This window comes from Bradyrhizobium sp. USDA 4354, from assembly GCF_054060315.1.
In genome coordinates, this window is record NZ_JBSSDC010000001.1 from 7,055,159 (window position 1) to 7,079,820 (window position 24,662).

Consider the following 24,662-nt stretch of genomic DNA (forward strand, 5'->3'; position numbering starts at 1 on the left):
TCAATCTCCACGTGTCCCGGACGCGGTGCAGCGTGCAACGATGCACCGCAGAGCCGGGACCCCAGCAACATCCAAAGCAAGATGGACCCCGGATCAGCAGTGCACCACACCACTGGACGATGCTTCGCATCGCCAGGGGCGCGCTGCACTGCATCCGGGGAACGCAAACCAAAACAAAAGGCCCGCCGAAGCGGGCCTCAAATTCAGTTTCTACTCAGGCGGCCTAATCAGGCGGTCTTGGTGTAGACCTTGGCGAAATTGTCCTGAGCGGACTTCGCACCATTGGCGGCGAGCTTGCCGAGATAATCGGCGGTCGCCTTGGCGCGCGAGACGAACACTTCGCCGCGGGCGCGGAGGAGGCTCGACTGGATCTCGACGGCCTCGCTGACCGACTTGGCGGACGCGAGCTTGTCGATGCCCGAGAAGAACGCCTCGGCGTCCTCATAGATCGCCTGCTGGATGTTGCGGCTGATCTTGCCGGCTTCCGTGACGGACTCGGTCACCGCGTTCTCGACAGCGGCGGTCACGCGCTCGGAACCAGCGAACACCTCGGCAGCACGGTCCTTGGCGGTGTTGGCAGTCTTCTTGACGAATTCGCGGGCGGCCTCGGGAACTTCCAGGTTCTGGATGTTCTTGAAGGCGTCGTTGAAGCCCTCGAAAGCGGTGTTGGTTTCAGTGGTCATGGGGTTCTCTCCATCCTCATTGGTCTGAGCTATGGGCTCACCCCGTCCTCAGTGGCCCGGGGCATGGCTTATATGGCAGAGTTAATTGTGCGATGCAATATTCATATTGCAGTGCGATATCACGAAATCGTGAATAGCCTTAACAAGAGGCATCATGATGCCTCCCTCGCCAACTGGGTTTCCGAGGATTGACCCCGATCCGGGCGTAGTATTGGACGACCCTCTTGGTGCTGGACGGCGCTTTTACTGCTGGACGGCGCTTTTAGTGCTGGACGGCGCCTGGCAGCCCATAGGCCTCCATCTGAGCCTGGACCTGCGCGATGTTGTGCCCGAGCACGACGATGTCGTGGGTCTTGCCGTCGACATCCCGAACATGGTCCCGCAGCAATGCCTCAGCCTTGAAGCCGAGGCTTTCGAACAGGGCGATCGCCGCCTGTTGGTCGACAGTCATCTGAACCGAGAGCTTTTCAAGGCCTGCGCCGAGTGCGAGGGCAAAAGTCTCCTGCGACAGCGCCTTGCCCACTCCCTTGCCGCGGACCTCGGGCGAAACCACCATGCGGATCTCGCCGACATGGGGCGACCAGGAGTGCGGATCGCGCACCAGCGTGCCGCAGCCGACGACCTTGCCGTCCCTGACCGCGAGCAGGCTCTGAATTGCGCCGCGCTCGATCTCCTTGACCCAAGCCGACAGCACCTTCGGCTCACTGATGTTGCGCGGCAGGAACAGCAGATCATGGCTCGGCAGGCCCTTGCCGAAGGCCAGTACCGCGACCTCGTCCGCGGGCGACATCAGACGGATCTCGATATCGCCGGCGTCGGCCTTGACGTGGCACGGATAGGAACGCTGCTCACTCATGTCGATCTCTTTCCCAGCCAGGAATCCAGTTTCGGCCACAGCCGCTTCACAGCGTTTGCGCCCGCGACGAGCGAGACGTGACCGCCCTTCAGCATTACCTCTTCCTTGTCCGCCGAACCAATCTTGGCGATCAAATGCTTGGCGGCGTCATACGGCACGATGTGGTCGTGCTCGGCTACCGCATGCAGGATCGGCACCTTGATATTTTCGAGCTTGGCGGCACGACCGCCGACGGACATGGTGTCGTTGAACAGCTTGTTGTCCCACATCAGGTCCTTGGTGATGGCACGGAAGTACTCGCCGGCCAGCGGCAGCGTGTCGGTCGCCCAGCGGTCGAACATGCGGTACGACTTCACGAACTCGTCGTTCCAGATGTTTTCCCAGAGCTGGATCTGGCTCACCGTGCGCGAGGCCGGCCGCAGCATCTCGAACGAGGACAGGATCATCTCCGGCGGCACGTTGCCGACGCTGTCGACGAGACGGTCGACATCGAAATAGCGGCGGTCGGAGAAATTCGAGAACAGCTTCATCTCGCGGAAATCGATCGGCGTGGTAAAGCAGATCAAATTCTTCATCGGCCCGTCCCTGTGGATCGAACCGTAGAGCAGCGACAGCACGCCGCCGAAGCAATAGCCGATCACGGAGACGTCCTGCTCGCCGGAATCGGCCTGCACGCGGCGGACGCAATCCGGGATGAAGTCGAGGACATAGTCCTCCATGCGCAGGCTCTTCTCCTCCGGCCGCGGCGCGCTCCAGTCCAGCATGTAGACGTCATAGCCACGCCTGAGCAGGAACTCGATGAAGCTCTGGCCGGGCACGAGGTCGAGGATGTAGCCGCGGTTGGTCGTCGCCATCACGATCAGCACCGGCACGCGGTAGATCTCGTCCGACATCGGCCGATAGTGATAGAGGTTCATGGTGCCGCGCGAGTGCAGCACGTCCTTTGGCGTCGAGCCGAGCGAAGGGCCGGAGGTCGAGAAATATTCGACGCCCTTGATGCTGCGCTGAATCGCGCGCTGCACCTCGGACTGGATGCGCTCCGGGATCGACGCAAGATCAAGTCCCGTCGGCGCGTTCATTTTTGGTCTCCGCCTTCGGACGGCGGACGTTTCGTGCGCGGCGGTCGCGGAGCGGTGCCGGCCTGCTGCGCACCCGAGTTGGCCGACATCTGGCTCAGCATCGACTTGATCTCGCCGAGTTGGCCTTCAATCGACTGAAGCCTCTCCGCGATACCGGTCATCTGCTCGCGGCTCGGCAGGTTCATGGAGAGCAGGTACTTCTCCATGAGATCTCCGAATTGCTTCTGAGCACCTGCAGCAACTCCGCCGGCGCGGTTCATGGCTTGCGAGAATTCGGGCGTCTCCATCGCCTTGGTCGCGAAGGAGTTGAAACCCTTCTCCATCTCGCCAACCATCTTCTGCCACAAGGCGACCGGATCGGTGATCTTGTCGGTCATCAGCGTCCTCCCAATGTGGAGGGCTTTGCACCCTTCATTTCTCGCCATACCACACCGTTGCGAGGTGCCGGTCAACCGGCAAGCAGCGGGCGCGGCGTCGCGCACGCGGCTTCTTCGCGGAACGAAACCGTGCGATACAGCATCGATCAGCAGGAGGGACCCGTGACCGCCCATCAGCCGCCCCAGACCGTCCGCGCCAACGGCATCGACATCTGCTACGAGATTTTCGGCAACGACAATGCCGAGCCGTTGCTGCTGATCATGGGGCTCGGGGCGCAGATGATCCATTGGGACGATGCGTTCTGCGAGCAGCTCGCCGCGCGCGGCTTCCGCGTGATCCGCTTCGACAATCGCGACATCGGCAAGTCGAGCCATCTCACCGGGGGCAAGCGCCTCACGCCGCTCGAGCTGCTGAAGCTGCGCTTCCTCAGGATTCCCGTGGCCGCAACCTATAAGCTGATCGACATGGCCAAGGACACGGTCGGCCTGATGGATGCGCTCGGCATCAATTCGGCGCATCTGGTCGGGGCGTCCATGGGCGGCATGATCGCGCAGGAGGTGGCGCTGTCGTTTCCGCACCGCGTGCGCTCACTGACCTCGATCATGTCGACCACGGGCAATCCGCGCGTGCCGCCGCCGACACGCGAGGCCGCCGCCATGCTGATGGCACCACCGCCGCGCAGCAAGGAGGAGTTCATCGTCCGCTACGGCCAGACCTGGAAAGTGCTGCGCGCCGGGCATTTTCCGGAAGAGGAAGCGCTCGATCCTGGTCGCGCCGAGCGCGTGTTCGCACGTGGGCTCAATCCGGCCGGCGTCGGCCGCCAGCTCCGCGCCGTGCTTGCCTCCGGCAGCCGCAAGGAGCGGCTGCACGCCGTGAAGGTTCCGACGCTCGTGATTCACGGCACCGTCGATCCGCTGGTCCGCCCCGAAGGCGGCAAGGACACGGCCGCGTCGATCCCGAACGCAAAGCTGCTGATGATCGAGGGCATGGGCCACGCCCTGCCGATGCGCTTCTGGCCGGAGATCATCGGCGCCATCGACAAGCATGCGCATGGCGCGGCGGCGCAGGCGGCCTAACTCTTCCGCGCCATCCAGATCACGTGGCGTGCGCCACCGCCTCTGCCGGTCGCGCGGACGTTGACTTCGTTCACACCGAAGCCGGCGCTTCGGAGTCGCCTGGTAAATGCCGGGTTCGGTCCCGACGACCAGACGGCGAGCACACCGCCCGGCCGCAGCGCCGTCTTGGCCGCCGCCAATCCGCTCACATTGTAGAGCGCGTCATTGCCCTTCCGGGTCAGACCTTCCGGCCCGTTATCGACGTCGAGGAGAATGGCGTCGAAGGCGGACCGCTGCGCGCGGATAATTTCGCCGACGTCGATTTCCCGGATGTTTACCCTGACATCATCGAGGCTGTCACCGAAGACCTCAGCCATAGGGCCGCGTGCCCAGGCGACGACCGCCGGGACAAGCTCGGAGACCACGATCTTCGCTTTGTCTCCGAGCACGGCCAGCGCCGCACGCAGCGTGAAACCCATGCCGAGACCGCCGATGAGAACGACCGGCATCTTGATTTTCTCGATCTGCTTCGCCGCAAGCGTGGCGAGCGCGGCCTCGGAGCCAGAAAGGCGGCTGTTCATCAGCTCGTTGGTGCCGAGCTTGATCGAGAACTCCTTGCCGCGTCGCATCAGGCGGAGCTCTTCGTCGGAGCCGGGGATTTTGGCGGTGTCGATCTTTTCCCAGGGAATCATGGGGGAGCTTTAGCACGATCGGACGAACAATCACCCGCCCGCCCAGACGTCGAGCACATACCGGTTCTTCGCACCCATCTCCTCGATCCAGCGTGCGCCGGCGGCGGCATCGCTGCCGCTCTTCTCGCGGTGGATCGCGACGAGGGCAGCCTTGACGTCGGGCTCCATCTTGCCGCCGTCGCCGCAGACATAGATGATGGCGCCCTGCTCGATCAACGGCCAGACCCTGTCCTTCTGCGCGGCGAGCACATGCTGCACATAGGTCTTGGGTCCGTCCACGCGCGAGAATGCAGTTAAGAGCTCCGCAACGCCCCCCGCCGCCAGCGCCTTCAGCTCGTCGGCATAGAGAAAATCCTGGTCGGGATGGCGGCAGCCGAAGAACAGCATGGCCGGGCCGAGCGTGGCCCCCTTCGCCTTGCGCGCCGCGCGCTCCTGGAGGAAGCCGCGGAATGGCGCCAGCCCCGTGCCGGGGCCGATCATGATGATCGGCACGGATGAATCGTCCGGGAGCCGGAAACCCGCCTTGGTCTCGCGCACGGTGGCGTAGATCGTATCGCCCGCGCGCCGGTTGGCGAGATAGTTGGAGCAGATGCCCTTGTAGGTGCCGCGGCCGGAGGTGGCCGGGCCTTCGACCACGCCGACCGTGACGCTGCATCGCGCCGCATCGACCGAAGGCGAGGACGAGATCGAGTAATAGCGTGGCGCCAGCAGCGAGAGCATTTCCAGATAAGCGTGGAACGGCAATTCGCAAGCGGGATATTCCAGCAGCAGGTCGAACACCGATTTGCGCCTGGACAAAATCTCGGCGCGGTAACGCTCGAGCGGCTCCGCCTCCTCGCCGACGAAGCTCAGCAGCTTCGGCTTGGTGACGGGGCAGCGGGTGTGCTCGGCCATGATCTGGATCTGCTTGCGGGTCGCCACCTGCTGCAGCTCGACGAACTCGCTGAGCAGGCGGCCGACCGACACGGCCTCGCCGACCGGCAATTGCGCACGGCGGCCCTCGGCGACCTGCAACCTGATCTGGTCAGCGGGCAGGAAACCGAAGCGACGGGCAACCGAATCCACCAGCGTCGGATCGTTGCGCGGAACGACGCTCAAGTGGTCGCCAACGCGATAGCTGACGTTGGACGGCAGCTGCACCTCGATGTGGCGGGTCGAACGCTCCGACGGATTGGGGCCGCTCTTGTTCTGGAGCTCGTCGTTGACCAAAACCTTCATCGCCACCGCGCCGCCCTGGGCGACGATGGTGTTGACGGCAGTCACTGCCACGGGCTCGATCGCGTAAAGCGGATCGTCCTCCGCGGTACGGGTGAAATTCCAGTCGATGCCGAATTCCTTGGTGGCGACCTGGGCCGCCGCCGGAAACCATTTCTGGAACTGGCCGTCGAGATCGCTGCGCGCATCGCCCTCGCCGCGCGGATAGACCGCGCGGGCGCCGTGCTTCGACAATTGCTCGTCGATATAGCGCGGCACCGATTGATAGGTCGCGGCCCAGTCGCTGTTGCCGCAGCCGAACACGGCGTAACGCACCCCGGCGAAGGCGTCCTTCGGCAGGTCGTCGCCGAGCCATTTGACGAATTGCGTCGCATTGTCGGGCGGCGCGCCATTGTAGGAGGCGCAAATGATCAGCACGCCGCCTTCCTGCGGCAGCTTGCCGACGCAATCGTCGAGCGGGCCGAGATGTACGGCAAAGCCGTTGATCTCCGCGAGGTCGGCCATGCGCGTCGCAAGCTCCTCGGCGGTGCCGAGATTGGAGCCGTAGAGCACCAGCATCGGCGTGTTGTGGCCGGGCCGCGTGGTGGGCTTGCGCTGCGCCTTTGGCGCTGAAGACACAGCCGCAACAGGCCCGCCATAAGCGCCGCGCTCGCGGTCGGCGCGTGGACGCACCTTGACCTTGAAGCCTTCCGGCTTGATCGTCAGCGTCTCCTTCAGGTGCATCTGGTAGCGCTGGTGGTCGATCAGCTTGAAGCGCTGCAGGATCATGCCGAGCGCAAGCGCCGCCTCGTGCATCGCAAAGCCGCGGCCGATGCAGGCGCGCTGGCCATTGCCGAACGGCTTCCAGGCATTGATCGGCCGTTTTGCCTCCGCCTCGCGGCTGAAATTCTCGGGATCGAAGGCGTCGGGATTAGGGCCCCACACGCTGGGATCACGATGCAGCGCTGTCACCAGGACGGTGACGAACGTACCCTTCCTGAGCTTGTACTTGCCGCCACCGATGGTCTCGTCTTGCAGCGGCGAGATGCCGTAGGCCGGCGCCGGCGGCCACAGCCGCAGCGCCTCTTTCAGGATCTGCGTGATGTAGGTGAGCTGCGTCACCTGCTGGTAGGTCGGCTTCGCGTTGACGTCGGGGCCGAAGACGCGATCGACCTCGTCATAGGCCTTCTTGAGAATGTCCGGATGCTTGAGTAGCGCATAGAGTGTGTAGGATAAGAGGCCGCTGGTGGTCTCGTGCCCCGCGATCAGGAACGTGTTGATCTGGTAGCGGATGTTGACGTCGTCGAGCTGCTCGCCGGTCACGCGATCGACGCCGGTCATCATCGCGGCCAACATATCCTTCTTGTCGTCGATTGCCTCCGCGCTCTTGCGGCGCTCGGCGATGATCTCGTCGACCATCTTGTTCATGAAGGCGACGTCTTCGGCCAGCGTCTTGCGCCGTTTCTGCATCCACAGCTGCTCGAACGGTAGGCCGCGCGTCATCATGATGGTTTCGAGCGAGCGCACCAGCGACTCGACGAAGGGATGGTAGTCGCGCCGGTAAAACGAGTTGAAGCGGTAGTCGAATCCGCACAGGCCGATCGTGTCCAGCGTCAGCGCGGTCATGTCATGGACCACGTCGATCTCATCGTCGGCGTTGAGCCGCTCCCATTTCTGGACGAGCTGCTCGGCGATGTCGACCATGCTCGGGTGATAGGACTGCATGGCGCGGTTGCCGAAGGGCTGGAGCAGGATGTTGTGCGCCTTGCTCCAGTTCGGCTCCTTCGTATCGGCGGTGAACAGGCCGTCGCCGCCGACCGCACGCACACGCCGCAGCGCACCGCGCACCGTCTTGTCGAAGCGCTTCTCGTCGGACAGCTCGTCGACGAGATCGTGGCCCGAGACGACAACGATCGGTGAGCCCATCATGTCGAGCCAGAAGATCGGTCCGAGCTCCTTGGCAAGCCGCGTCAGGTGCTGCACCGGAGCGGCCGAGTCCAGTGACAGCATGTTGCCGACCACCGGCTTGGTCGGCGGATGCGGGATCGGATCCAGACGGTTCTTGGATGACGACATTAAATGCGCTTCCCCCTGCATCGACAGTCACCTCGTCATTGCGAGGAGCCCTTGCGACGAAGCAATCCAGAGTGTCTCCGCGGACACATTCCTGGATTGCTTCGCTTCGCTCGCAATGACGAGCTAGCCAAACCGCCTTCTACGCCATTCGATCAGCTTGGCGCTGACCTCTTCCGGCTTCTCCTGCTGCGTCCAATGGCCGCTGTCCTTGACGAGATATTTTTCGAGATCGGGAATCAGCTTCTCCATGCCATCGGCGGAGGACGGCGGCAACACCGCGTCATTCTCGGCCATGATCATCAGCGACGGCACGCGGACCGTATGATCGAGCCCTTCGGCACGCGTCCAGTTGCGCGACATGTTGCGGTACCAGTTGATGCCGCCGGTGAAGCCGGTTCTGGTGAAGGTATCGACGAAGACTTTCTTCTCCTCCGACGACAGGATCGGCGTACGCGGATCGTGCTTCGCGTCATAACCGGCAATCATCTGGGGAAATGCCAGATTGAGCCGCGGCGAGGCGCCGACACCGGCAACCACCTCCTCCGGCGGCGCCTCAGCCGGGCGCGGCACCGGCTTACGCATGAACGCATCGAAGGTCTGTTCGACGCGGCTGCCGAATATCCTGTCAGGCTCGCGCGCGGGATCCTGGAATTGCACGATGTACATCTTGTCGCCGAAGCGCGCGCGCAACAGCTCGATCGGATCGGCCCACGCGCGATCGGTGTGAGGCGTATTGACACCGACCACGCCGGCCACCCGATCGATGTGCCGCAGCGGCATCTGCCAGACGATGAAGCCGCCCCAATCGTGGCCGACAAAGATGGCCTTGTCGATCTTCAGATGATCCAGCAGGCCGACCAGATCACCCGTCAGATGTTCGATGTCGTAGGCTTCGACGGGCTCGGGCCGGTCCGACGCGCCATAGCCGCGCTGGTCGGGTGCGATCACGCGGATGCCGGCTTCGCTCAGCGCCTTGATCTGATGGCGCCAGGAGAAGGCGAGCTCCGGCCAGCCATGGCACAGCACCATCGGCGGCTTGTCGCTCTGTGGGCCGGCCTCGTAATAGCCCATACGGATTCCGTTCGTCTGCACGAACTTCAGTGGCGGCATCTCGATCATTGCAAAATTCCTACTCCGCAGCGCCCTTGATATCGGCGGCCGGCGGCGCGTAGGCCGCCTCCAGCGCGGCGAACTCCTCGGGCAGCATGTCGCACATCACCTGCACATGCGGGATGATGTTGGCGCCGACGATGAAGCCGAAATCGAGCTGGTCGCGATAACTCTGCACGGTGATGTTGAGCGCCTGACCATGCGTCGCGATCGACACCGGGAAGATGTGCAATAGCTCGGCGCCAGCGGCGTACAGCGTCTGCCGCGGCCCGGGCACGTTGGAGACCGTGATGTTGGCGGCGGGCGGCAGCACGTCCGACAGGTTGGATCGGCTGTAGAGCAGCGCCAGGATCTGCACCATGATCGGCGCGCCAAGCATCGAGATGTTGGAGACCTGCGGCATCAAGGCGCGCAAGGGATGCGACATCTCCTTGGACTTGGTCGATTGCGCGATGATCGCCTCCAGCCGCGCCTTGGGATCGGCGATGTTGGTCGCGATCGAACAGATCATGCCGAACACCTGGTTGTTGGCTTCGGTGTTGCCCTCCTCGCGCAGCGAGATCGGCACGGCGGCGGTCAGGGATTTCGCCGGTAGCGTGCCATATTGCAGGAGATAGCGGCGGACCACGCCGGAGGCCAGCGCCAGCACGACGTCGTTGAGCTTGCCGCCGGCCTGCTTGGCCAGCGCTTTGGCCCGCGACAGCGAAATCGACACGCCGGCAAAGCTCCGCTCCGACGAGATCGTCTTGTTCAGCATGGTCGGCGGCGACACCATGCTGGCGAGGCTCTCGCGCGATTTGGGATCGGCGACCTTGCCGAGCACGTCGGAGACGCTCTTGAGCACGGTCGGGATGTTGCCGGCAAAGCGCACCGCGCTCTCGATCTGGTACATCGCATTGTCGAACAGGATCGAGCCGATGTCGCTCTTGCCGGTGCGTGGCAGCTGCAGATTCTTCGCCGCTTGCGAAGCATCGAGCGGCTGGCTGAACAGCTGCTGATAGGAATCCAGCAGGTTCGCAGCGATGTCGCGCGGCTCCTGTCCCGGCTTGCTTCCAGCCGCCGGCGGCTCGACCTTCCGCGGGATCGGCGAGATGTCGTAGATCATGTTGGTCAGCGCTGCGCCGGCGCCGCCATCGATCGCGGCATGGTGCATCTTGGAATAGAGCCCGACCTCGTTGTCCTTCATGCCCTCGAACACGTAGAATTCCCAGAGCGGGCGCGCGCGGTTCAAGAGCTTGGCGTGCATCCAGCCGACGATGCGCTCGAGCGTGGCGCGGTCGCGCGGCTGCGGCAGGCTGGCGCGGAAAATGTGACGGTCGATGTCGAACTGGTCGTCCTCGACCCAGGAGGGGTGGTCGATGTCGAGCGGCGCCTTCTCCAGCCGCGCTTTCAGGATCGGCGCGATGTGCAGGCGCGAGACGATCATCGCCTTGAAGTCTTCGAAGAAGTCGCCCTTGTAGTCGTCGGGCAGGCGAAAGATCGCCATGCTCCCGACGTGCATCGGCATCTCCGGCGTTTCCAGATAGAGAAACGACGCGTCCAGCGACGACAGCTTCTTCCCGTCAGCCATAGTTCCCTCCCGAGATGTGACGGGCGCCTTAGGCGGCGCTTCTCGTCAGGCCGATACTGCCTGTTCCGGCGGGGCATATGCAATGGCAAACGGCCCGGCCCGGTCAAATGGGGAAAATTCTCCCTCCGGTTGCGCCAGGCGGTCCGCCACGGCCCACAGCGCCGCCGGGTTCACCCCGAGCCCGATATGGCTCGCCAGGTGCACCTCGATATTCTCGGCGCGGTCGGAGGGGCGGAGCAGACAGGTCCGCCAGTTCACGACGCCGTCAGCGCGCGAATAGATCGACGTCGTCGGCACCGGCAGATCGCCGGCAATCGCCTCGCGCGCTTCCGCAAAATCCTCCACCCTCTCGCCGGACATCGCCTCGTAGAGCCGCGTGGCATTGGTCGCCCGCACGTCGTTGGCAAAAGGGCTGCCGAGCGTGACGACGTAACGGACCTTGTCGGGTGCCCAAAGTGCGAGATCGCGGGCATAGACGCCGCCGAGGCTCCATCCGACCAGGCTGACCTTGCGCCCCGTGGCGGCATGGATTTCGGTCAAACGGGCGCGCAGCGAATCCCGCATCCGCCCAAGCCCGCCGAGATTGCGGCCCATCCGCCAGGCATGTGCCTCATAACCGAGTTCGCTGAGGTAACGCCGTATCGGCACCATCGAGAGATCGCTGGCGAGAAAGCCCGGCAGCGCCAGCACCGGATGGCCGTCCCCCCTCGGCGCGCGCATCAGGAGGGGCGACAGCAGCAGGCTCGCATTCAATTCGAATAGTCCACGGGCCTCGGCGAGCAGCAGGCCGAGACCCGGCGGACGAAGCCGGCCTGACTCCAGCGCCGCGTCCGGTCCGGACGACACTATTTCTTCTTGTCGCCGCTGCGCGTGCCGCCGAGGCCGGCCATAGCGACGAACATGTCCTGAAACCGCTCGGCGATTTTGGGATCGAAGGTGAACCAGCTCTGGATCAGGGATTCCGGCGAGACCTTCTCGATGTTGCTGAGAACTTGCTGCTGCAGCTTGTCCATCACCGCGGTCTGCATCGGCGCCACGTCAGGCAGACCGAAGAACTGGCGAGCCTCGAGGGGGGTGCAGTCGATTTCGATGTTAACCTTCATGTCCCCTCCATATGAGATTCGAGCGGCCCGCCCGCAGTATCGCCGCGAGTTGTGGCGCAACGCAAGCGACCTGATGCCGGCGCGACATGCCCGGTCCTGCAATCAGCCGGTATGGTCAACCAAAGTCGAAAGGCGCGGTCCTCCATGCCGGGCGACACGGTCAGCATTGCTGCACAGCGGCGCAACTTGGCGCGTTCCTTGCTGGAATGGCGCTTGCACGGGTCGAGAACTCTGGGCAACATGGATCAGTCAGCCTCGCCGAACAATCAAAAATCACCGGCGTGGCGGTGTGGAGAGGGTCAAGAATGTCAGTCGGTCGAAGTCTGTTTGCGGCGACGCTCGCCGGAACGTTTGCGTTGACGGTCTCGCCGGCGTCGAGCCAGACGCTACGTTATGCCAACCAGGGTGACCTGAAGTCGCTCGACCCCTATACGCTCAACGAGAGCACCACCCACGCCCATCTCGGCCACGTCTATCAAGGTCTGACCGCGCGCGACAAGGATCTCAAGATCATCCCGGCGCTGGCGGAAAGCTGGGAAACTCCGGAACCGACCCGCTGGCGCTTCCATTTGCGTAAGGGCGTGAAATTCCACAATGGCGACCCCTTCACCGCCGATGACGTGGTGTTCTCGGCCGATCGCGTCCGCAAGAAGGGGTCCAACATGCAGACCCGCCTTGCGCCCGACGTCAAGGTCGTGAAGGTCGACGACTACACCGTCGACTTCATCCTGCCCTCGCCCAATCCCATCCTGCATAACGCGTGGGATGTCTGGTACATCATGGACAAGAAATGGGCCGAGGAGAACAACGTCGTCGATCCGACGCCGGTGGCGGCGACCACGCCGAGCTACGCCTCGCTGCACGAGAATGGCACCGGCCCCTTCATCATCGAAAGCCATCAGCCCGGCGTGAAGACGGTGTTCAAGGCCAATCCCAACTACTGGGGCAAGGTCGAAGGTAATCTGAAGGAGATCATCTTCACCCCGATCGCTTCCGACGCCACCCGCGTCGCCGCGCTGCTCTCGGGCGAAGTCGACGTCATCGAGCCGGTGCCGATCCAGGACATCTCCCGCGTCGATTCCAGCCCGAATGCCCAGGTGCTCAAGGGGCCGGAGCTGCGCACCATCTTCATCGGCTTCGATCAGATGCGTGACGAGCTGCTCTACTCCAATATCAAGGGCAAGAACCCCTTCAAGGACGTCCGTGTTCGCGAGGCCTTCTACAAGGCGATCGACATCGAGCTGATCAAGACGCGCGTGATGCGCGGGCTGTCGACGCCCTCGGCGCTGATGATCGCGCCGGAGCTGTTCGTGCTGTCCAAGGAGTTCACGCGGCCGAAATTCGATCCTGACGGCGCCAAGAAGCTGCTGACCGAGGCCGGTTACCCCGATGGCTTCGAGGTCACTATGGACTGCCCGAACGATCGCTACGTCAACGACGCCGCGATCTGCCAGGCCGTCGTCGGCATGCTCGCCCGCATCGGCGTCAAGATCAATCTGCTGGCGCAGCCGAAGGCACAATACTTCGCCAAGGTGCTGAAGCAAGGCGGCTACCAGACCTCGTTCTATCTCCTGGGCTGGACCCCGAGCACGATGGACTCCCACAACGTGCTCTACGACATCATGGGTTGTCGTGACGATGCGAAATCGTCGCGAGGCGAGGCCAATCTCGGCGGCTATTGCAACAAGGAGTTCGATGCCATCACCGACAAGGTGCTGGTCGAAGCCGACACCGCCAAGCGAAACCAGCTGATCAAGCAGGCCTATGAGATCGGCAACAAGGACTGGTCCTACATCCCGCTGCACCAGCAGGCGCTCGCCTGGGGCGTCTCGAAGAAGGTCAACCTGCCGCAGCGCGCTGACAACCTGGTCATGTTCCACTGGGCAACCAAGAAGGAATAGCGTCGGTTGAACACGAGGTCCCGGCAGCGTCAGGCCTCCGGGACCTTTCCTTTTCCGGCTGACAAGGGCGTCGGCCGTATGTAGACCCAAGGAAAGTGGAAGGCATGCTCGCTTTCACTCTTCGCCGTGCCGTTCAGGCCATCGGCGTCATGTTCGCCGTCGGCATCATCGCGTTCTCGATGTTCCGTTTCGCCGGCGATCCCGTCAACCAGATCGTCTCCATCGACACATCGGCGGCCGAACGCGCGATCGTGCGCAAGTCGCTCGGCCTCGACGATCCCGTGCCGGTGCAGTTCGTGCGTTATTTCGCGGATGCCGCGCAGTTCAAATTCGGCGTCTCCTACCAATTCCGCCAGCCAGTCTCGGCGCTGCTCAGCGAGCGCATGCCCGCGACACTGGAGCTTGCGATCTGTGCGACGGTGTTTGCGATGGTGTTCGGCATCCTCATGGGCGTCTACTCCGCGCTCAAGCGCGACACCGTGCTCGCCAAGCTATTCCAGGCGGTCTCACTGATCGGCATCTCGCTGCCGACTTTCCTGATCGGCATCCTCCTGATCTACCTGTTCGCGGTGACATTGGGCTGGTTGCCCTCGTTCGGCCGCGGTGAAGTGGTCAAGCTCGGCTGGTGGACGACGGGCCTGCTCACGCTGTCCGGACTGAAGGCACTGATCATGCCCTCGATCACGCTCGGCCTGTTCCAGATGACCCTGATCATGCGGCTGGTGCGCGCCGAGATGCTGGAAGTGTTGCGAACTGACTATATCCGCTTCGCTCGCGCCCGGGGGCTGACCACCCGCGCCATCCATTTCGGCCACGCGCTGAAGAACACGCTGATTCCCGTGATCACGGTCGCCGGTCTTCAGTTTGGCTCGGTTATTGCATTTTCGATCATCACCGAAACCGTGTTCCAATGGCCAGGCATGGGACTTCTGTTCGTCCAGGCCGTGCAAAACGTCGATATCCCGATCATGGCCGCCTACCTGCTGATGGTTTCGCTGATTTTCGTCACCATCAATCTGGTGGTCGACATCCTCTACACCGTGGTCGATCCGCGCCTGCGCTCGACCGTCGGTCGCGCCGCCTAAGGCAGCCTGCATGTCCGACGCAGTCGTTTCCAATTCCGACAAGCAAGGCGCGCAGCCGACGCATGCCGCCCACAGCTGGTTCAGCCGCGCACTCGACAGCGACCTGTTCTATTCGTTCCGACGCTCCAAGCTCACCATGGTGGCGGCAGCCATCACGGTCTTGTTCTTCCTGCTCGCGATCTTTGCATCCGTGCTCGCGGTGCAGAACCCCTTCGATCCGGCACAACTGCAATTGATGAATTCGCGGATTTCACCGCTGTGGACCGCGGACGGTCAGAGCCCGTTCCTGCTCGGCACCGACGAGCAGGGCCGCGACGTGTTTTCCGCTATCCTCTACGGCATGCGCATCTCGCTCGCCGTGGGCGTCGCCGGCGTGATCTTCGCCGGTGCGCTCGGCATCGCGCTTGGCCTGATCGCCGGCTATTTCGGCGGCGCAGTCGACGGGGTGATCATGCGGATCGCCGACGTGCAGCTCACCTTTCCCGCCATTCTGATCGCGCTGCTGGTCAACGGCATCGCGAAATCGATCCTCGGCAACCGGCTGGACGCCACCAGCATGCTGGCGGTGCTGGTGATCTCGATCGGCCTGAGCTTCTGGGTTGGCTATGCCCGGACCGTGCGCAGCTCCGTCATGGTCGAGAAGAACAAGGACTATGTCGCCGCCGCGCAGCTGATCGGCCTGCCCGCGCCGAAGATCATGCTGCGGCATGTGCTGCCGAACACCATGGGCCCGATCCTGGTCATCGCCACGATCAACCTCGCGCTGGCCATCATCACCGAGGCGACGTTGTCCTTCCTCGGCGTCGGCCTGCCCGACACCATGCCCTCGCTCGGCACGCTGATCCGCATCGGCAACAACTATCTGTTCGCCGGCGAATGGTGGATCGTCGCCTTTCCCGGGCTCGCGCTGGCCGCGCTGATCCTGTCGATCAACCTCCTGGGCGACTGGCTGCGCGACGCGCTGAATCCGAAGCTCCGATGAGTACGCCTCACTCATGACCGAACCCGTCCTTTCCGTGCGCAATCTCCAGGTTGAGTTCGCCTCCCGCCGCGGCGCGCTACGCGCCATCGACAGCGTCTCCTTCGACATCGCCAAGGGTGAGGTGCTCGGCGTCGTCGGCGAATCCGGGGCCGGCAAGTCCGTCACCGGCCTCTCGGTGATCGGCCTGATCGATCCACCCGGCCGCATCGCTGGCGGCGAGATTCATCTGGCGGGCCTGCGGATCGACAACCTGCCGGCGGAGGAGATGCGCCGTATCAGGGGTAAGCGCATCGGCATGATCTTCCAGGATCCGCTGACCTCGCTCAATCCGCTCTACCGGGTCGGCGACCAGATCGTGGAGACGATCCGTACCCATCTCAATCTGTCTGAGGCGGCCGCCCGCCGCCGCGCCATCGACCTCTTGGCCGAGGTCGGCATTCCCGCGCCGGAAAAGCGCATCGACGGCTATCCCCACGAGTTCTCCGGCGGCATGCGCCAACGCGTCGTGATTGCGCTGGCGATCTGCGCGGAGCCGGAGCTGATCATCGCGGACGAGCCGACCACCGCCCTCGACGTCTCCGTGCAGGCGCAGATCATCTCGCTGATCAAACGGCTCGGACGCGATCACGGCACCGCCGTGATGCTGGTGACCCACGACATGGGCGTGATCGCCGAGACCTCCGACCGTGTCGCGGTGATGTATGCCGGCCGCGTCGCCGAGATCGGCCCGGTGCAGGACGTCGTGAAGAACCCGTTGCATCCCTACGCCAAGGGCCTGATGGGCGCGATCCCGACGCTCGCCGGGGACGACAAGCGCCTCGTGCAGATTCCGGGCTCGATGCCGCGGCTGTCGGCCATCCCGCGTGGCTGCTCGTTCAATCCGCGCTGCGCCTTCGCTTTCGATCGTTGCCGTGTCGAGCGGCCGGAGCCGCTGCCGCGCGGCGCGCAATCGGTCGCCTGCCATCTCTACGATACCGTGCCGGCGGAGAGCGCGGCATGAGCGTTCCCTTCGTCCAGGCCACAAACCTGCGCCGCGTCTTCGACGTCTCGAAACCCTGGCTCAATCGTGTGCTGGAGGGCGGGCATCTCGAATATCTCAAGGCGGTCGATCACGTCACCTTCGATATCCGGAAGGGCGAGACCTTTGCCCTGGTCGGCGAATCCGGCTCCGGCAAAACCACGGTGGCGCGAATGGTCGTCGGCCTGTTGCCGCCAAGCTCCGGCGATGTCCTGATCGACGGCGTCTCGATGACGGATCCGCGGCAGGCGTCGGCGCGGCGAAAGCTGCGTCGCCGCATTCAGATGATCTTCCAGGATCCCTATGCGAGCCTGAACCCGCGCTTCCGCGTCGATGCCATCATCTCCGAGCCGATCCGCGCCTTCGACCTGATCCAGGGCGAGCGCGACATCCAGGCCCGTGTCGGCGAGCTCCTCAGCCTCGTCGGCCTGCACCCCGACGACAGGCTGAAATATCCGCACGAATTCTCCGGCGGTCAGCGCCAGCGCATCGCGATCGCGCGCGCGCTCGCATCGGATGCAGAATTCATCGTCTGCGACGAGCCGACCTCGGCCCTCGACGTCTCGGTGCAGGCACAGATCCTGAACCTGATGCGCGATCTCCAGGACAAGTTCGGCCTGACCTACATGTTCATCAGCCACAATCTCGCGGTGGTGCGCCACATGGCGAGCCGGGTCGGCGTGATGTATCTCGGCCGCATCGTCGAGATCGCGGAGGGACGCGAGCTGTTCGCCCGCCCGCGCATGCCCTACACCAAGATGCTGCTCGGCGCCGTGCCGGATCTCGCCATGAGCGGTCGCCAGCGCATTCCGGTCAAGGGCGAGATCCCGAACCCGATCAATCCGCCCTCCGGCTGCGCCTTCAATCCGCGCTGCCCGTTGGCATTCGATCTCTGCCGCAAGGAGACGCCGGAACTGATCGACCGCGTCGCCTGCCACGCAGTCAACACCGCACCGGTCCCGGCGTGACGCGCGCGTGCCATGCTATCAGCGCATTGGCGGCGCGGCATCGGCTGTGATCAATTGCGCGCCGGAAGTAAGGTGGTGAAGTCCAATGGGCAGCAATATCAATCCCGATCCGTTCACGACGAGGCCCGAGATCGAGGGCACGTTCGGGGTCGTCGCCACGACGCACTGGATCGCGACCGCCGTCGGCATGGGTATTTTGGAGAAGGGCGGCAATGCCTTCGATGCCGGCGTCGCCACCGCTTTCACGCTCCAGGTGGTCGAGCCGCATCTGAACGGTCCCGGCGGCGATGTCCCAATCATCGTGCACGACGTCAAGCGCGGCCGCACCGAGGTGATCTGCGGCCAGGGCCCGGCGCCGGCGCGCGCCACCATTGCGCATTACAAGAGCGAAGGCCTCGACATGGTGCCCGGCACCGGCCTGCTCGCCGCCTGCGTCCCCGGCACGTTCGAATCCTGGATGATGCTGCTGCGCGACTATGGCACGATGCGCGTGCGCGACGTGCTGGAGCCCGCGATCTCCTATGCCCGCGATGGCTATCCGCTGGTCGAGCGCGCCTGCGCCACGATCCAGACCGTCGAGCAGCTATTCCGCAAGCATTGGCCGACTTCGGCAGCAGTCTACTTGCCCAACGGTGAGGTGCCGAAACCCGGCACACTCTTCACCAATAAGACGCTGGCCGCGACCTACGCCCGGATCCTCAGCGAGGCGGAAAGCGGCGGAGGTGGCCGTGATGCCGAGATCGAGCGCGCGCGAAAAGCCTGGTCGCAAGGTTTTGTCGCGGAAGCTATCGACAGATTCTGCCGCACCCAGGAAGTCATGGACGTCAGCGGCTCGCCGCATCGCGGCGTGCTCTCCGCCGACGACATAGCACGCTGGCAGCCGGCCATCGAAGCGCCGCTTACCTACGACTATGGCCGCTACACGGTCTGCAAGGCCGGCGTCTGGAGCCAGGGCCCGGTGACACTGCAGCAGCTCGCGCTGCTGAAGGGCTTTGCTCTCGACGGGCTCGATCCGACCGGTCCGGAGTTCATCCATCTCCAGATCGAATGCGCCAAGCTCGCTTTCGCCGACCGCGAAAAATTCTACGGCGACCCCAAGTTCACCGAGATCCCGATCTCGACGCTGCTGTCGGATGCCTATAACGACGAGCGCCGCAAGCTCGTCACCGACAAGGCCTCGCTCGATTTCATTCCCGGCTCGGTCGAAGGTTTTGGCGGCATGGTCAAGCTGCGACGCGCCGAAGGCCAGCGCGAGGCAGTCGGCGCGCTCGGCGCCGGCGAGCCGACCGTCGGGCGCTTCGGCGAGGTGCGCGGCGACACCGTGCATTTCGACATCATCGACAAGGCCGGCAATATGATCTCGTCGACGCCATCGGGCGGCTGGCTGCAATCCTCGCCGATCATTCCCGAGCTCGGTTTTTGTCTGGGCAGCCGCGCCCAGATGTTCTGGCTGGAGGAAGGTCATCCCGCAGCTCTCGCACCAGGCAAGCGCCCGCGCACGACGCTGTCGCCGACCATGGCACTGCGCGACGGCGAGCCGTATCTGGCCTGGGGCTCGCCCGGCGGCGACCAGCAGGACCAATGGATCACGCAGTTCTTCCTGCGCCACGTCCATTGCAACCTCAATCTCCAGGAGGCGATCGACGCGCCGGCCTGGCATTCCGAGCACTTCCCGATCTCGTTCTGGCCGCGCACCGCACGCCCCGGCGTGCTCGTGCTCGAGAACCGCGTGCCGAAGGCGACGATCGAAAATCTTCGCGAGCGCGGGCATATCGTCGAGATCGGTCCCGACTGGTCGGAAGGCCGCCTCACCGCGGCCTCACGCGTAGGTCGCCGCCGCCGCGCCGCCGCCAATCCGCGCGGCATGCAGGGCTACGCCGCAGGACGCTGACGTCCGATCAGATCACCACTTCCCGCATCACGCGGCGGCAATCCATCTCGTATTCGAGATCGACCACTGGCGGCCGGGCGAAATGCCAGGTCAGGCCGGAGCGCAGCGCGCCGCGGCGGACCAGCTCATCGACCAGCGCGTGGTGGAAGTCGTGCACCGAATAGGCCTGCACGGCGGTGGTGTCCTTCCAGCCAAAGCCGAAGGCCGCCATCCGGTTTTCCATCTGCGACGTGGTGGTGAAGCGCACCTTCTCCCGCAGCCCCTCGGGGCTGAGGTCGCGGTAGCGCACCGTGCGCTCGACATAAGTGCCACTGCCCTCGCGTGCCTCCGCACCACCGGCGATGACGAAGCTGGGTGCGTTTGACCGCGTCGGACGCGTGAAGGAGAATGCGTAGAAGGACGGCTCGGACGGCGGATCGATCTCCGGACAGACATTGCTGCGCGCGACCGGATTGGTGGCGCCATCGAAAATGCCCCATTCCGACAGCGTCTTCACATAGTGCAGGTTAAACGCGCGAAAGCCTTCCTCGCTGAAGGCCGCCGGCGAGCGCAGCTCGCAGGCGCAGAACGCCGTCAGCGGACGTCCCGCCTCCTGGATGAACTTTGCGGCCAGCGCAAATCCTTCCGCGAGCGGCACCAGGCGATCGAAGCGGACGCGCTCGATCTCGTAGCCATCATCTGCGGCGGCACCAGCCGAATATTGGAATACGGACGGAATGAAACGATAATTGCCGGCGGAGAAGTCACGCGTCATGTTGAACCCCTATTCGAGTGGCACGCGAATGCCCTTGGCGCCATTGAGCAGGCGCCTCAGGTGAAAGCCGGCCAGGGAGTCGTCGGCGTGCATACCGACCAGCGCTGCAAAGGCCGGCATGGCGGCGGCGTCGCCGGCTTCCATCTTGGCGAAAGCCTCGGAATAAAGCGCGGATTCCGGCGCTTCGAATTTGGCCTGCGGCAACGGCTCGAACGCGCGCAGCGGTTCGCTGCGGCCGCGCAGCATCAGCTCACCGACGGGGCGGCCTTGAAAATTCTCAGCCGCTGCAGCCACGCTAGCGCTGACGCAAATGCGGGTGCCCAGATGTTTGTTGGCGGCTTCGAGACGCGCCGCGATGTTGATGGAGTCGCCATAGGCCGTGTAGTCGAAGAAGCGGTTGCCCCCGAAATTGCCGACCAGCGCCGGCCCGGCGTGAATGCCGATGCGCGTCGTGCCGAAATTCACACGCTTGGCCTTCTGCCGAGCGCAAAAGTCCTGCGCCCAGGCGTCGAGATCATGAGCACAGGCGACCGCACGGGTCGCATAGTCGGGCTGATCGCCGGGCGCATTGAACAGCACCTGGATCGCATCGCCGATGACCTTCGCGACCGTTCCCTCATGTGCGAAGACGATCTCGGTCATCCCGCCGACATATTCGTTGAGCAGCTCGCCGAGCGTCTCGGGCGGCGCGCTTTCGACCAGCGAGGTGAAACCGGTGATGTCAGTGAAGATGGTCGCGACATCGCGCCACTGCACCTCGATCCCCTCACCTTCGCCACCGGCCGCCAGACGCTTGGCGAGCTCTGGCGAGAAATGACGCGACAGCGAGGCATGGGCGCGCTCGGCTTCCATCTGGCGCCGCCGCACGTCGCGCAACATCTCCACATGCCGGATGGTTTTCTCGATCGTGGCTTCCAGATCGGCGAAGTCGATCGGCTTGGTCAGGAAGTCGAACGCGCCGCGGTTCATGGCTGTGCGGATGTTGCTCATGTCGCCATAGGCCGAGACGATGATGGTCGACTTCTTGTCCTCCGCCTCCTGGAGCTTTTGCAACAGCGACAGCCCGTCCATCCGCGGCATATTGATGTCGGAGACCACCATGTCGACATGCGGGTTCCGCTCGAGCGATTCCAGCGCCTCCAGGCCGTCGCGCGCGAAGATGAGAGCGAGGTGCCCATCGCGAATCTGCCTGCGGAATTTCTGCAGGATCAGCGCCTCCAGGTCCGGCTCGTCGTCGACGAAGAGGATGGTCGCAGTCATGCGGCTTGCTCGAGCCTCGTGTCGATCTCCTGCCGCAGCAGCGCGAAGTCGATCGGCTTGGTGAGAAGCCCGACGGCGCCGCGCTCAATCGCCTTGCGACGCGTCTCCGCATCGCCATAGGCGGTGATCATGATGACGGGAACGTCCGGATGCGCGGCGCGCACCTTCGGCAGCATGTCGAGCCCGCTCATGCCGGGCATGTTGACGTCGGAGAGGATCAAGATCAGCGAGGGATCGTGAACCTCGGCGGCGCGCTTGAGCGCCTCGGGAGCCGAGAGCGCGAACTCCATCTGGAAGCGGCCGGCGCGCAGGTCGCGCCGGAACTGCTGCCGGAACAGCGCCTCGACGTCGGGCTCGTCATCGACGACCAGGATGTAAACGTTCAAGACTTGCCTCCAGAAGTGCCGTTTGCCATCATCGTACGCGGCAGCGTGATGATGAATTCGGTGAATACACCGGGTGTGGTGTTCACGTCGATCGTGCCGCCGTGCTGCTTCACGACGATGTCATGGCTCATGGAAAGGCCGAGCCCGGTGCCCTCGCCGGCCGGCTTGGTGGTGAAGAAGGGATTGAACATCTTCTCCTTCACTTCGGGCGGAATTCCGGTGCCGTTATCGCGGATCCGGATTTCGACGCTGCCGCCAAGATATTTGGTCGCAACGTTGAGGGTGGGCTCGAAAGCATCGCCCTCGCTCTCCTTACGCTTGGCAGTGGCGTAGAAGCCGTTCGAGATCAGGTTGAGGAAGACGCGCGTGATCTCCTGCGGATAGATGTCGACCATGCCGGCAGCGGGATCGAACGCGCGCTGGAGCGTGACGTTGAAGGCCGGCCGCTCGGCGCGCGCGCCGTGATAGGCCAGATTGAGGCTTTCCTCCACGACGGCATTGATGTCGACGGCGCGATGTTCGCCGGAGCCTTCGCGCGAATGCAGCAACATGTTCCGGACGATGGAATCGGCGCGCTTGCCGTGCTGCACCACCTTCTCGAGATTGCCCTTGAGCATGGCGGTCAGCTCGTCAACCTCCTCCTTCGTCTTGCCGTCGAGCGCGGCCGATTGCAGGGTCTCGTTGAGCTCGTCGATCAGCTCCGTCGAGACCGCAGAGAAATTGTTGATGAAATTGAGCGGGTTCTTGATCTCGTGGGCAATGCCGGCGGTGAGCTGGCCGAGCGAGGCGAGCTTCTCGGTTTGTACCAGGCGATCCTGCGCGACGCGCAGATCGTTCAGGGATTGGGACAGCGCCTCGGTGCGCTCACGCAACTCGCGAAGCAGCCGCGTGTTCTCGATGGCGATGACGGCCTGCCTGGTGAAGTTTTCGACCAAAGCAATCTGCTTTTCGGTAAATGGTCGAACCTCCTGTCGGAAAATCGTGATCGTACCGATCAGCTCGTCTTCCTTCATCATCGGCACGACGAGGACCGTACGCGCTCCGGCGATGTTGGCGAGCTTGATTGCGTGGGGAGCTCCAGCCCGATAGGCACCACCCTCCCGCAAGTCCTCCATGTGAGAGATCGCATGCGTGCGGATCACCGTCGCAAGACCGCTTTCCGGATGCGGTTGGACCTGAAGGCCGGCTCGAGAAGCGCGGTACGCTTCGGGAAGGTTATGGTCCGCCACGACCATGCAAGTGTCGCCCTGCATCAAGTGCATCACGCCGAAATTGGCCGCGCAGACCCGCGTGGCGTTCTCGAGCATTTTCTGGAATACCGGCTCCAGGTCCCCCGGAGATGAGCTGATCGCTTCGAGCACTTCCGCCGTGGCCGTCTGCTGCTGCAAGGACTCGCTCAATTCCGCGGTGCGCTGCTCGACCTTGCTTTCGAGGTCGGCATAGGATTCCTGCAAGCGCGCGCCCATCTCGTTGAACTGATCGGCGAGGCCTTCGAGCTCGTCGCCGGTCTTAATCGAGATGCGCTGGGAGAAGTCGCCGCCGCCGATCCGCTCGGCGCCGCTGCGCAGCGCCTGGATCGGTCCGACCATGCGGCGCGCCAGGAAAACCCCGGCGAGCACTGCGAAAATCGACGCCGCGAGCAGTACGATCGCGAGCCGCTGCAACGAGGCATAGAGCGAAGCGTAGGCCTCTTCGACAGGAAGCTCCACGAACATGGTCCAGCCCAGCGGCGCGATCGGGGCGGAGGCTGTCAGAACCGTCTGCCCCTGGATGTTGGTCGCCTCTTGCAATGAGTCCGGCATGGTGCCGCCACCGGCCCGGGCACCCCGCACCTGCGCGAGCTTGGACATGTCGGTATTGCGCAGAACGAGGCTGATGTCGGGATGCGCGATCAGGCGTCCCTCCGGGCCGACCACGTAGGCGTGGCCGTGCTCGCCGACCTTGATCTGGGACACGACGTCCCAGATCAGCTTGAGATTGACCTCCGCGATGCTGACGCCGGCATCCTTGCGCGCGCCCGCCAGCGCCAGCGTCATGTAGGGCTCGGACTCCCGGCGGAAATAGACCGGCCCGTAATAGACCTTGTGCGCAACCGCCTCGGTGAACTTCGGATCGCTCGACAGGTCGATCCCGCTGTCGAGCGCGTCCATCGCCAGCCGCGAAACCCGCAGCCGCTCCTTACCGGTCGAATCCACCTGGGCTAGCTCGGTGATCGCAGGTACCTGGCGCAGCAGGCGCAGCGCATCGAACCGGCGCTGCTCGATCGAGCCCCCCGACCAGGGCAGTTGCGTGGTCCAGCCGAGCTGGCTCTCGATCTCCTTGACGAACTGGCCGATCTTGGCCGCAGCCGCCTCGGCCTGCTCATGCTGGACCCGGATCAGCGAGGCCTTGTGCTCGCGATAATAGAAGAAGACCTCGAACAGGCCATTGGCGAGCAGCGCGATGGCGACGACGGCCACGAACAGCGCGACGTACTTGGCGAAGAGCCGGGTCCTGATCCCGCGGCCCGCCGTTCCGCCGGACGCGGCCTCGCCTGGGGCCGCGCTCGGCAGCGACCCGGCTCGAGGTGTGTCGGGGTGGAGGGAAAGGCTCATCCCGCGGAACCTAGCAAGAAGACCGGT

Annotated in this window: 21 protein-coding genes; 7 read left to right on the plus strand and 14 right to left on the minus strand. The window is 64.0% G+C overall.

What is annotated here, in order from left to right; all coding sequences use genetic code 11:
* Positions 1 to 227 precede the first annotated feature (227 nt).
* From ACVIIV_RS32805 to ACVIIV_RS32820, 4 genes are all read right to left on the minus strand, one after another.
* Positions 228 to 683, minus strand: a complete 456-nt coding sequence (locus tag ACVIIV_RS32805) for a phasin (protein ID WP_456747876.1) — start codon at positions 681 to 683, stop codon at positions 228 to 230.
* A gap of 262 nt (positions 684 to 945) precedes the next feature.
* Complete coding sequence (locus tag ACVIIV_RS32810) at positions 946 to 1,539, minus strand: N-acetyltransferase family protein (protein ID WP_456747877.1); 594 nt, start codon at positions 1,537 to 1,539, stop codon at positions 946 to 948.
* Positions 1,536 to 2,618 (minus strand): PHA/PHB synthase family protein, encoded by a 1,083-nt coding sequence (locus tag ACVIIV_RS32815; RefSeq protein WP_456747878.1) that lies wholly within the window; start codon positions 2,616 to 2,618, stop codon positions 1,536 to 1,538. The genes ACVIIV_RS32810 and ACVIIV_RS32815 overlap by 4 nt, the downstream gene beginning before the upstream one ends.
* Positions 2,615 to 2,995, minus strand: a complete 381-nt coding sequence (locus tag ACVIIV_RS32820) for a hypothetical protein (protein WP_456747879.1) — start codon at positions 2,993 to 2,995, stop codon at positions 2,615 to 2,617. Before ACVIIV_RS32820 ends, ACVIIV_RS32815 begins: the two co-directional genes overlap by 4 nt.
* A 162-nt stretch (positions 2,996 to 3,157) precedes the next feature.
* Here ACVIIV_RS32820 and ACVIIV_RS32825 point away from each other — a divergent pair, with 162 nt between their 5' ends.
* Positions 3,158 to 4,072 (plus strand): alpha/beta fold hydrolase, encoded by a 915-nt coding sequence (locus ACVIIV_RS32825; RefSeq protein WP_456747880.1) that lies wholly within the window; start codon positions 3,158 to 3,160, stop codon positions 4,070 to 4,072.
* Here the strand turns inward: ACVIIV_RS32825 and ACVIIV_RS32830 are convergent.
* The 6 genes from ACVIIV_RS32830 to ACVIIV_RS32855 all read right to left on the minus strand — a co-directional run bounded on the left by ACVIIV_RS32830 (position 4,069) and on the right by ACVIIV_RS32855 (position 11,796).
* A complete protein-coding gene (locus ACVIIV_RS32830; RefSeq protein WP_456747881.1) occupies positions 4,069 to 4,743 on the minus strand; it encodes a spermidine synthase in 675 nt (224 codons plus the stop codon). The two genes, ACVIIV_RS32825 and ACVIIV_RS32830, sit on opposite strands and share 4 nt — an antisense overlap.
* Positions 4,744 to 4,773: 30 nt before the next feature.
* Positions 4,774 to 8,013 (minus strand): bifunctional cytochrome P450/NADPH--P450 reductase, encoded by a 3,240-nt coding sequence (locus ACVIIV_RS32835; protein ID WP_456747882.1) that lies wholly within the window; start codon positions 8,011 to 8,013, stop codon positions 4,774 to 4,776.
* Between the two features lie 123 nt (positions 8,014 to 8,136).
* The gene (locus tag ACVIIV_RS32840; protein ID WP_456747883.1) at positions 8,137 to 9,132 is read right to left on the minus strand and encodes an alpha/beta fold hydrolase; all 996 of its coding nucleotides are present in this window, start codon (positions 9,130 to 9,132) and stop codon (positions 8,137 to 8,139) included.
* 10 nt (positions 9,133 to 9,142) lie between these two features.
* Positions 9,143 to 10,693, minus strand: a complete 1,551-nt coding sequence (locus tag ACVIIV_RS32845; protein WP_456747884.1) for a WS/DGAT/MGAT family O-acyltransferase — start codon at positions 10,691 to 10,693, stop codon at positions 9,143 to 9,145.
* Between the two features lie 45 nt (positions 10,694 to 10,738).
* Positions 10,739 to 11,539 (minus strand): esterase/lipase family protein, encoded by an 801-nt coding sequence (locus tag ACVIIV_RS32850; RefSeq protein ID WP_456747885.1) that lies wholly within the window; start codon positions 11,537 to 11,539, stop codon positions 10,739 to 10,741.
* Entirely contained in the window at positions 11,539 to 11,796 is a 258-nt protein-coding gene (locus ACVIIV_RS32855) for a DUF6489 family protein (protein ID WP_035710680.1), read from the minus strand. The genes ACVIIV_RS32850 and ACVIIV_RS32855 overlap by 1 nt, the downstream gene beginning before the upstream one ends.
* A gap of 305 nt (positions 11,797 to 12,101) precedes the next feature.
* On the opposite strand from ACVIIV_RS32855, the gene ACVIIV_RS32860 reads away from it, so the two are divergent.
* The 6 genes from ACVIIV_RS32860 (at position 12,102) to ACVIIV_RS32885 (ending at position 19,641) form a co-directional block, all read left to right on the plus strand.
* On the plus strand, positions 12,102 to 13,697 hold the full coding sequence (locus tag ACVIIV_RS32860; RefSeq protein ID WP_456747886.1) for an ABC transporter substrate-binding protein: 1,596 nt from the start codon (positions 12,102 to 12,104) through the stop codon (positions 13,695 to 13,697).
* Between the two features lie 104 nt (positions 13,698 to 13,801).
* Complete coding sequence (locus ACVIIV_RS32865; RefSeq protein WP_456747887.1) at positions 13,802 to 14,782, plus strand: ABC transporter permease; 981 nt, start codon at positions 13,802 to 13,804, stop codon at positions 14,780 to 14,782.
* A 10-nt stretch (positions 14,783 to 14,792) separates the two neighbouring features.
* Positions 14,793 to 15,764, plus strand: coding sequence for an ABC transporter permease (locus ACVIIV_RS32870; protein ID WP_456747888.1), 972 nt, complete (start codon positions 14,793 to 14,795; stop codon positions 15,762 to 15,764).
* Between the two features lie 13 nt (positions 15,765 to 15,777).
* A complete protein-coding gene (locus ACVIIV_RS32875) occupies positions 15,778 to 16,764 on the plus strand; it encodes an ABC transporter ATP-binding protein (RefSeq protein ID WP_456747889.1) in 987 nt (328 codons plus the stop codon).
* Positions 16,761 to 17,750 (plus strand): ABC transporter ATP-binding protein, encoded by a 990-nt coding sequence (locus ACVIIV_RS32880; protein ID WP_456747890.1) that lies wholly within the window; start codon positions 16,761 to 16,763, stop codon positions 17,748 to 17,750. Before ACVIIV_RS32875 ends, ACVIIV_RS32880 begins: the two co-directional genes overlap by 4 nt.
* An 85-nt stretch (positions 17,751 to 17,835) precedes the next feature.
* Positions 17,836 to 19,641 carry a gamma-glutamyltransferase family protein gene (locus tag ACVIIV_RS32885; protein ID WP_456747891.1) on the plus strand — a complete coding sequence of 602 codons (1,806 nt, stop codon included), beginning with the start codon at positions 17,836 to 17,838 and terminating at the stop codon, positions 19,639 to 19,641.
* A gap of 7 nt (positions 19,642 to 19,648) precedes the next feature.
* Here ACVIIV_RS32885 and cnbZ read toward each other — a convergent pair whose 3' ends face one another.
* From cnbZ to ACVIIV_RS32905, 4 genes are read right to left on the minus strand one after another with little or no spacing between them, the layout of a single operon-like run.
* Complete coding sequence (gene cnbZ / locus ACVIIV_RS32890) at positions 19,649 to 20,395, minus strand: 2-amino-5-chloromuconate deaminase CnbZ (RefSeq protein WP_456747892.1); 747 nt, start codon at positions 20,393 to 20,395, stop codon at positions 19,649 to 19,651.
* Between the two features lie 9 nt (positions 20,396 to 20,404).
* Positions 20,405 to 21,655 carry an adenylate/guanylate cyclase domain-containing protein gene (locus tag ACVIIV_RS32895; protein WP_456747893.1) on the minus strand — a complete coding sequence of 417 codons (1,251 nt, stop codon included), beginning with the start codon at positions 21,653 to 21,655 and terminating at the stop codon, positions 20,405 to 20,407.
* Positions 21,652 to 22,041 carry a response regulator gene (locus ACVIIV_RS32900; RefSeq protein WP_456747894.1) on the minus strand — a complete coding sequence of 130 codons (390 nt, stop codon included), beginning with the start codon at positions 22,039 to 22,041 and terminating at the stop codon, positions 21,652 to 21,654. The genes ACVIIV_RS32895 and ACVIIV_RS32900 overlap by 4 nt, the downstream gene beginning before the upstream one ends.
* Positions 22,038 to 24,635, minus strand: a complete 2,598-nt coding sequence (locus ACVIIV_RS32905) for an ATP-binding protein (RefSeq protein ID WP_456747895.1) — start codon at positions 24,633 to 24,635, stop codon at positions 22,038 to 22,040. Before ACVIIV_RS32905 ends, ACVIIV_RS32900 begins: the two co-directional genes overlap by 4 nt.
* Positions 24,636 to 24,662 lie beyond the last annotated feature (27 nt).

Excerpts from the sequence above, each read along its gene's own strand:
- ACVIIV_RS32865 (WP_456747887.1), top strand. The coding sequence starts at position 13,802 with ATGCTCGCTTTCACTCTTCGCCGTGCCGTTCAGGCCATCGGCGTCATG.
- ACVIIV_RS32870 (WP_456747888.1), top strand. The coding sequence starts at position 14,793 with ATGTCCGACGCAGTCGTTTCCAATTCCGACAAGCAAGGCGCGCAGCCG.
- ACVIIV_RS32875 (WP_456747889.1), top strand. The coding sequence starts at position 15,778 with ATGACCGAACCCGTCCTTTCCGTGCGCAATCTCCAGGTTGAGTTCGCC.
- ACVIIV_RS32830 (WP_456747881.1), bottom strand. The coding sequence starts at position 4,743 with ATGATTCCCTGGGAAAAGATCGACACCGCCAAAATCCCCGGCTCCGAC.
- ACVIIV_RS32840 (WP_456747883.1), bottom strand. The coding sequence starts at position 9,132 with ATGATCGAGATGCCGCCACTGAAGTTCGTGCAGACGAACGGAATCCGT.
- ACVIIV_RS32820 (WP_456747879.1), bottom strand. The coding sequence starts at position 2,995 with ATGACCGACAAGATCACCGATCCGGTCGCCTTGTGGCAGAAGATGGTT.
- ACVIIV_RS32815 (WP_456747878.1), bottom strand. The coding sequence starts at position 2,618 with ATGAACGCGCCGACGGGACTTGATCTTGCGTCGATCCCGGAGCGCATC.
- ACVIIV_RS32855 (WP_035710680.1), bottom strand. The coding sequence starts at position 11,796 with ATGAAGGTTAACATCGAAATCGACTGCACCCCCCTCGAGGCTCGCCAG.
- ACVIIV_RS32805 (WP_456747876.1), bottom strand. The coding sequence starts at position 683 with ATGACCACTGAAACCAACACCGCTTTCGAGGGCTTCAACGACGCCTTC.
- ACVIIV_RS32895 (WP_456747893.1), bottom strand. The coding sequence starts at position 21,655 with ATGACTGCGACCATCCTCTTCGTCGACGACGAGCCGGACCTGGAGGCG.
- ACVIIV_RS32810 (WP_456747877.1), bottom strand. The coding sequence starts at position 1,539 with ATGAGTGAGCAGCGTTCCTATCCGTGCCACGTCAAGGCCGACGCCGGC.
- ACVIIV_RS32860 (WP_456747886.1), top strand. The coding sequence starts at position 12,102 with ATGTCAGTCGGTCGAAGTCTGTTTGCGGCGACGCTCGCCGGAACGTTT.
- ACVIIV_RS32905 (WP_456747895.1), bottom strand. The coding sequence starts at position 24,635 with ATGAGCCTTTCCCTCCACCCCGACACACCTCGAGCCGGGTCGCTGCCG.
- ACVIIV_RS32880 (WP_456747890.1), top strand. The coding sequence starts at position 16,761 with ATGAGCGTTCCCTTCGTCCAGGCCACAAACCTGCGCCGCGTCTTCGAC.
- ACVIIV_RS32885 (WP_456747891.1), top strand. The coding sequence starts at position 17,836 with ATGGGCAGCAATATCAATCCCGATCCGTTCACGACGAGGCCCGAGATC.
- ACVIIV_RS32845 (WP_456747884.1), bottom strand. The coding sequence starts at position 10,693 with ATGGCTGACGGGAAGAAGCTGTCGTCGCTGGACGCGTCGTTTCTCTAT.
- cnbZ (WP_456747892.1), bottom strand. The coding sequence starts at position 20,395 with ATGACGCGTGACTTCTCCGCCGGCAATTATCGTTTCATTCCGTCCGTA.
- ACVIIV_RS32835 (WP_456747882.1), bottom strand. The coding sequence starts at position 8,013 with ATGTCGTCATCCAAGAACCGTCTGGATCCGATCCCGCATCCGCCGACC.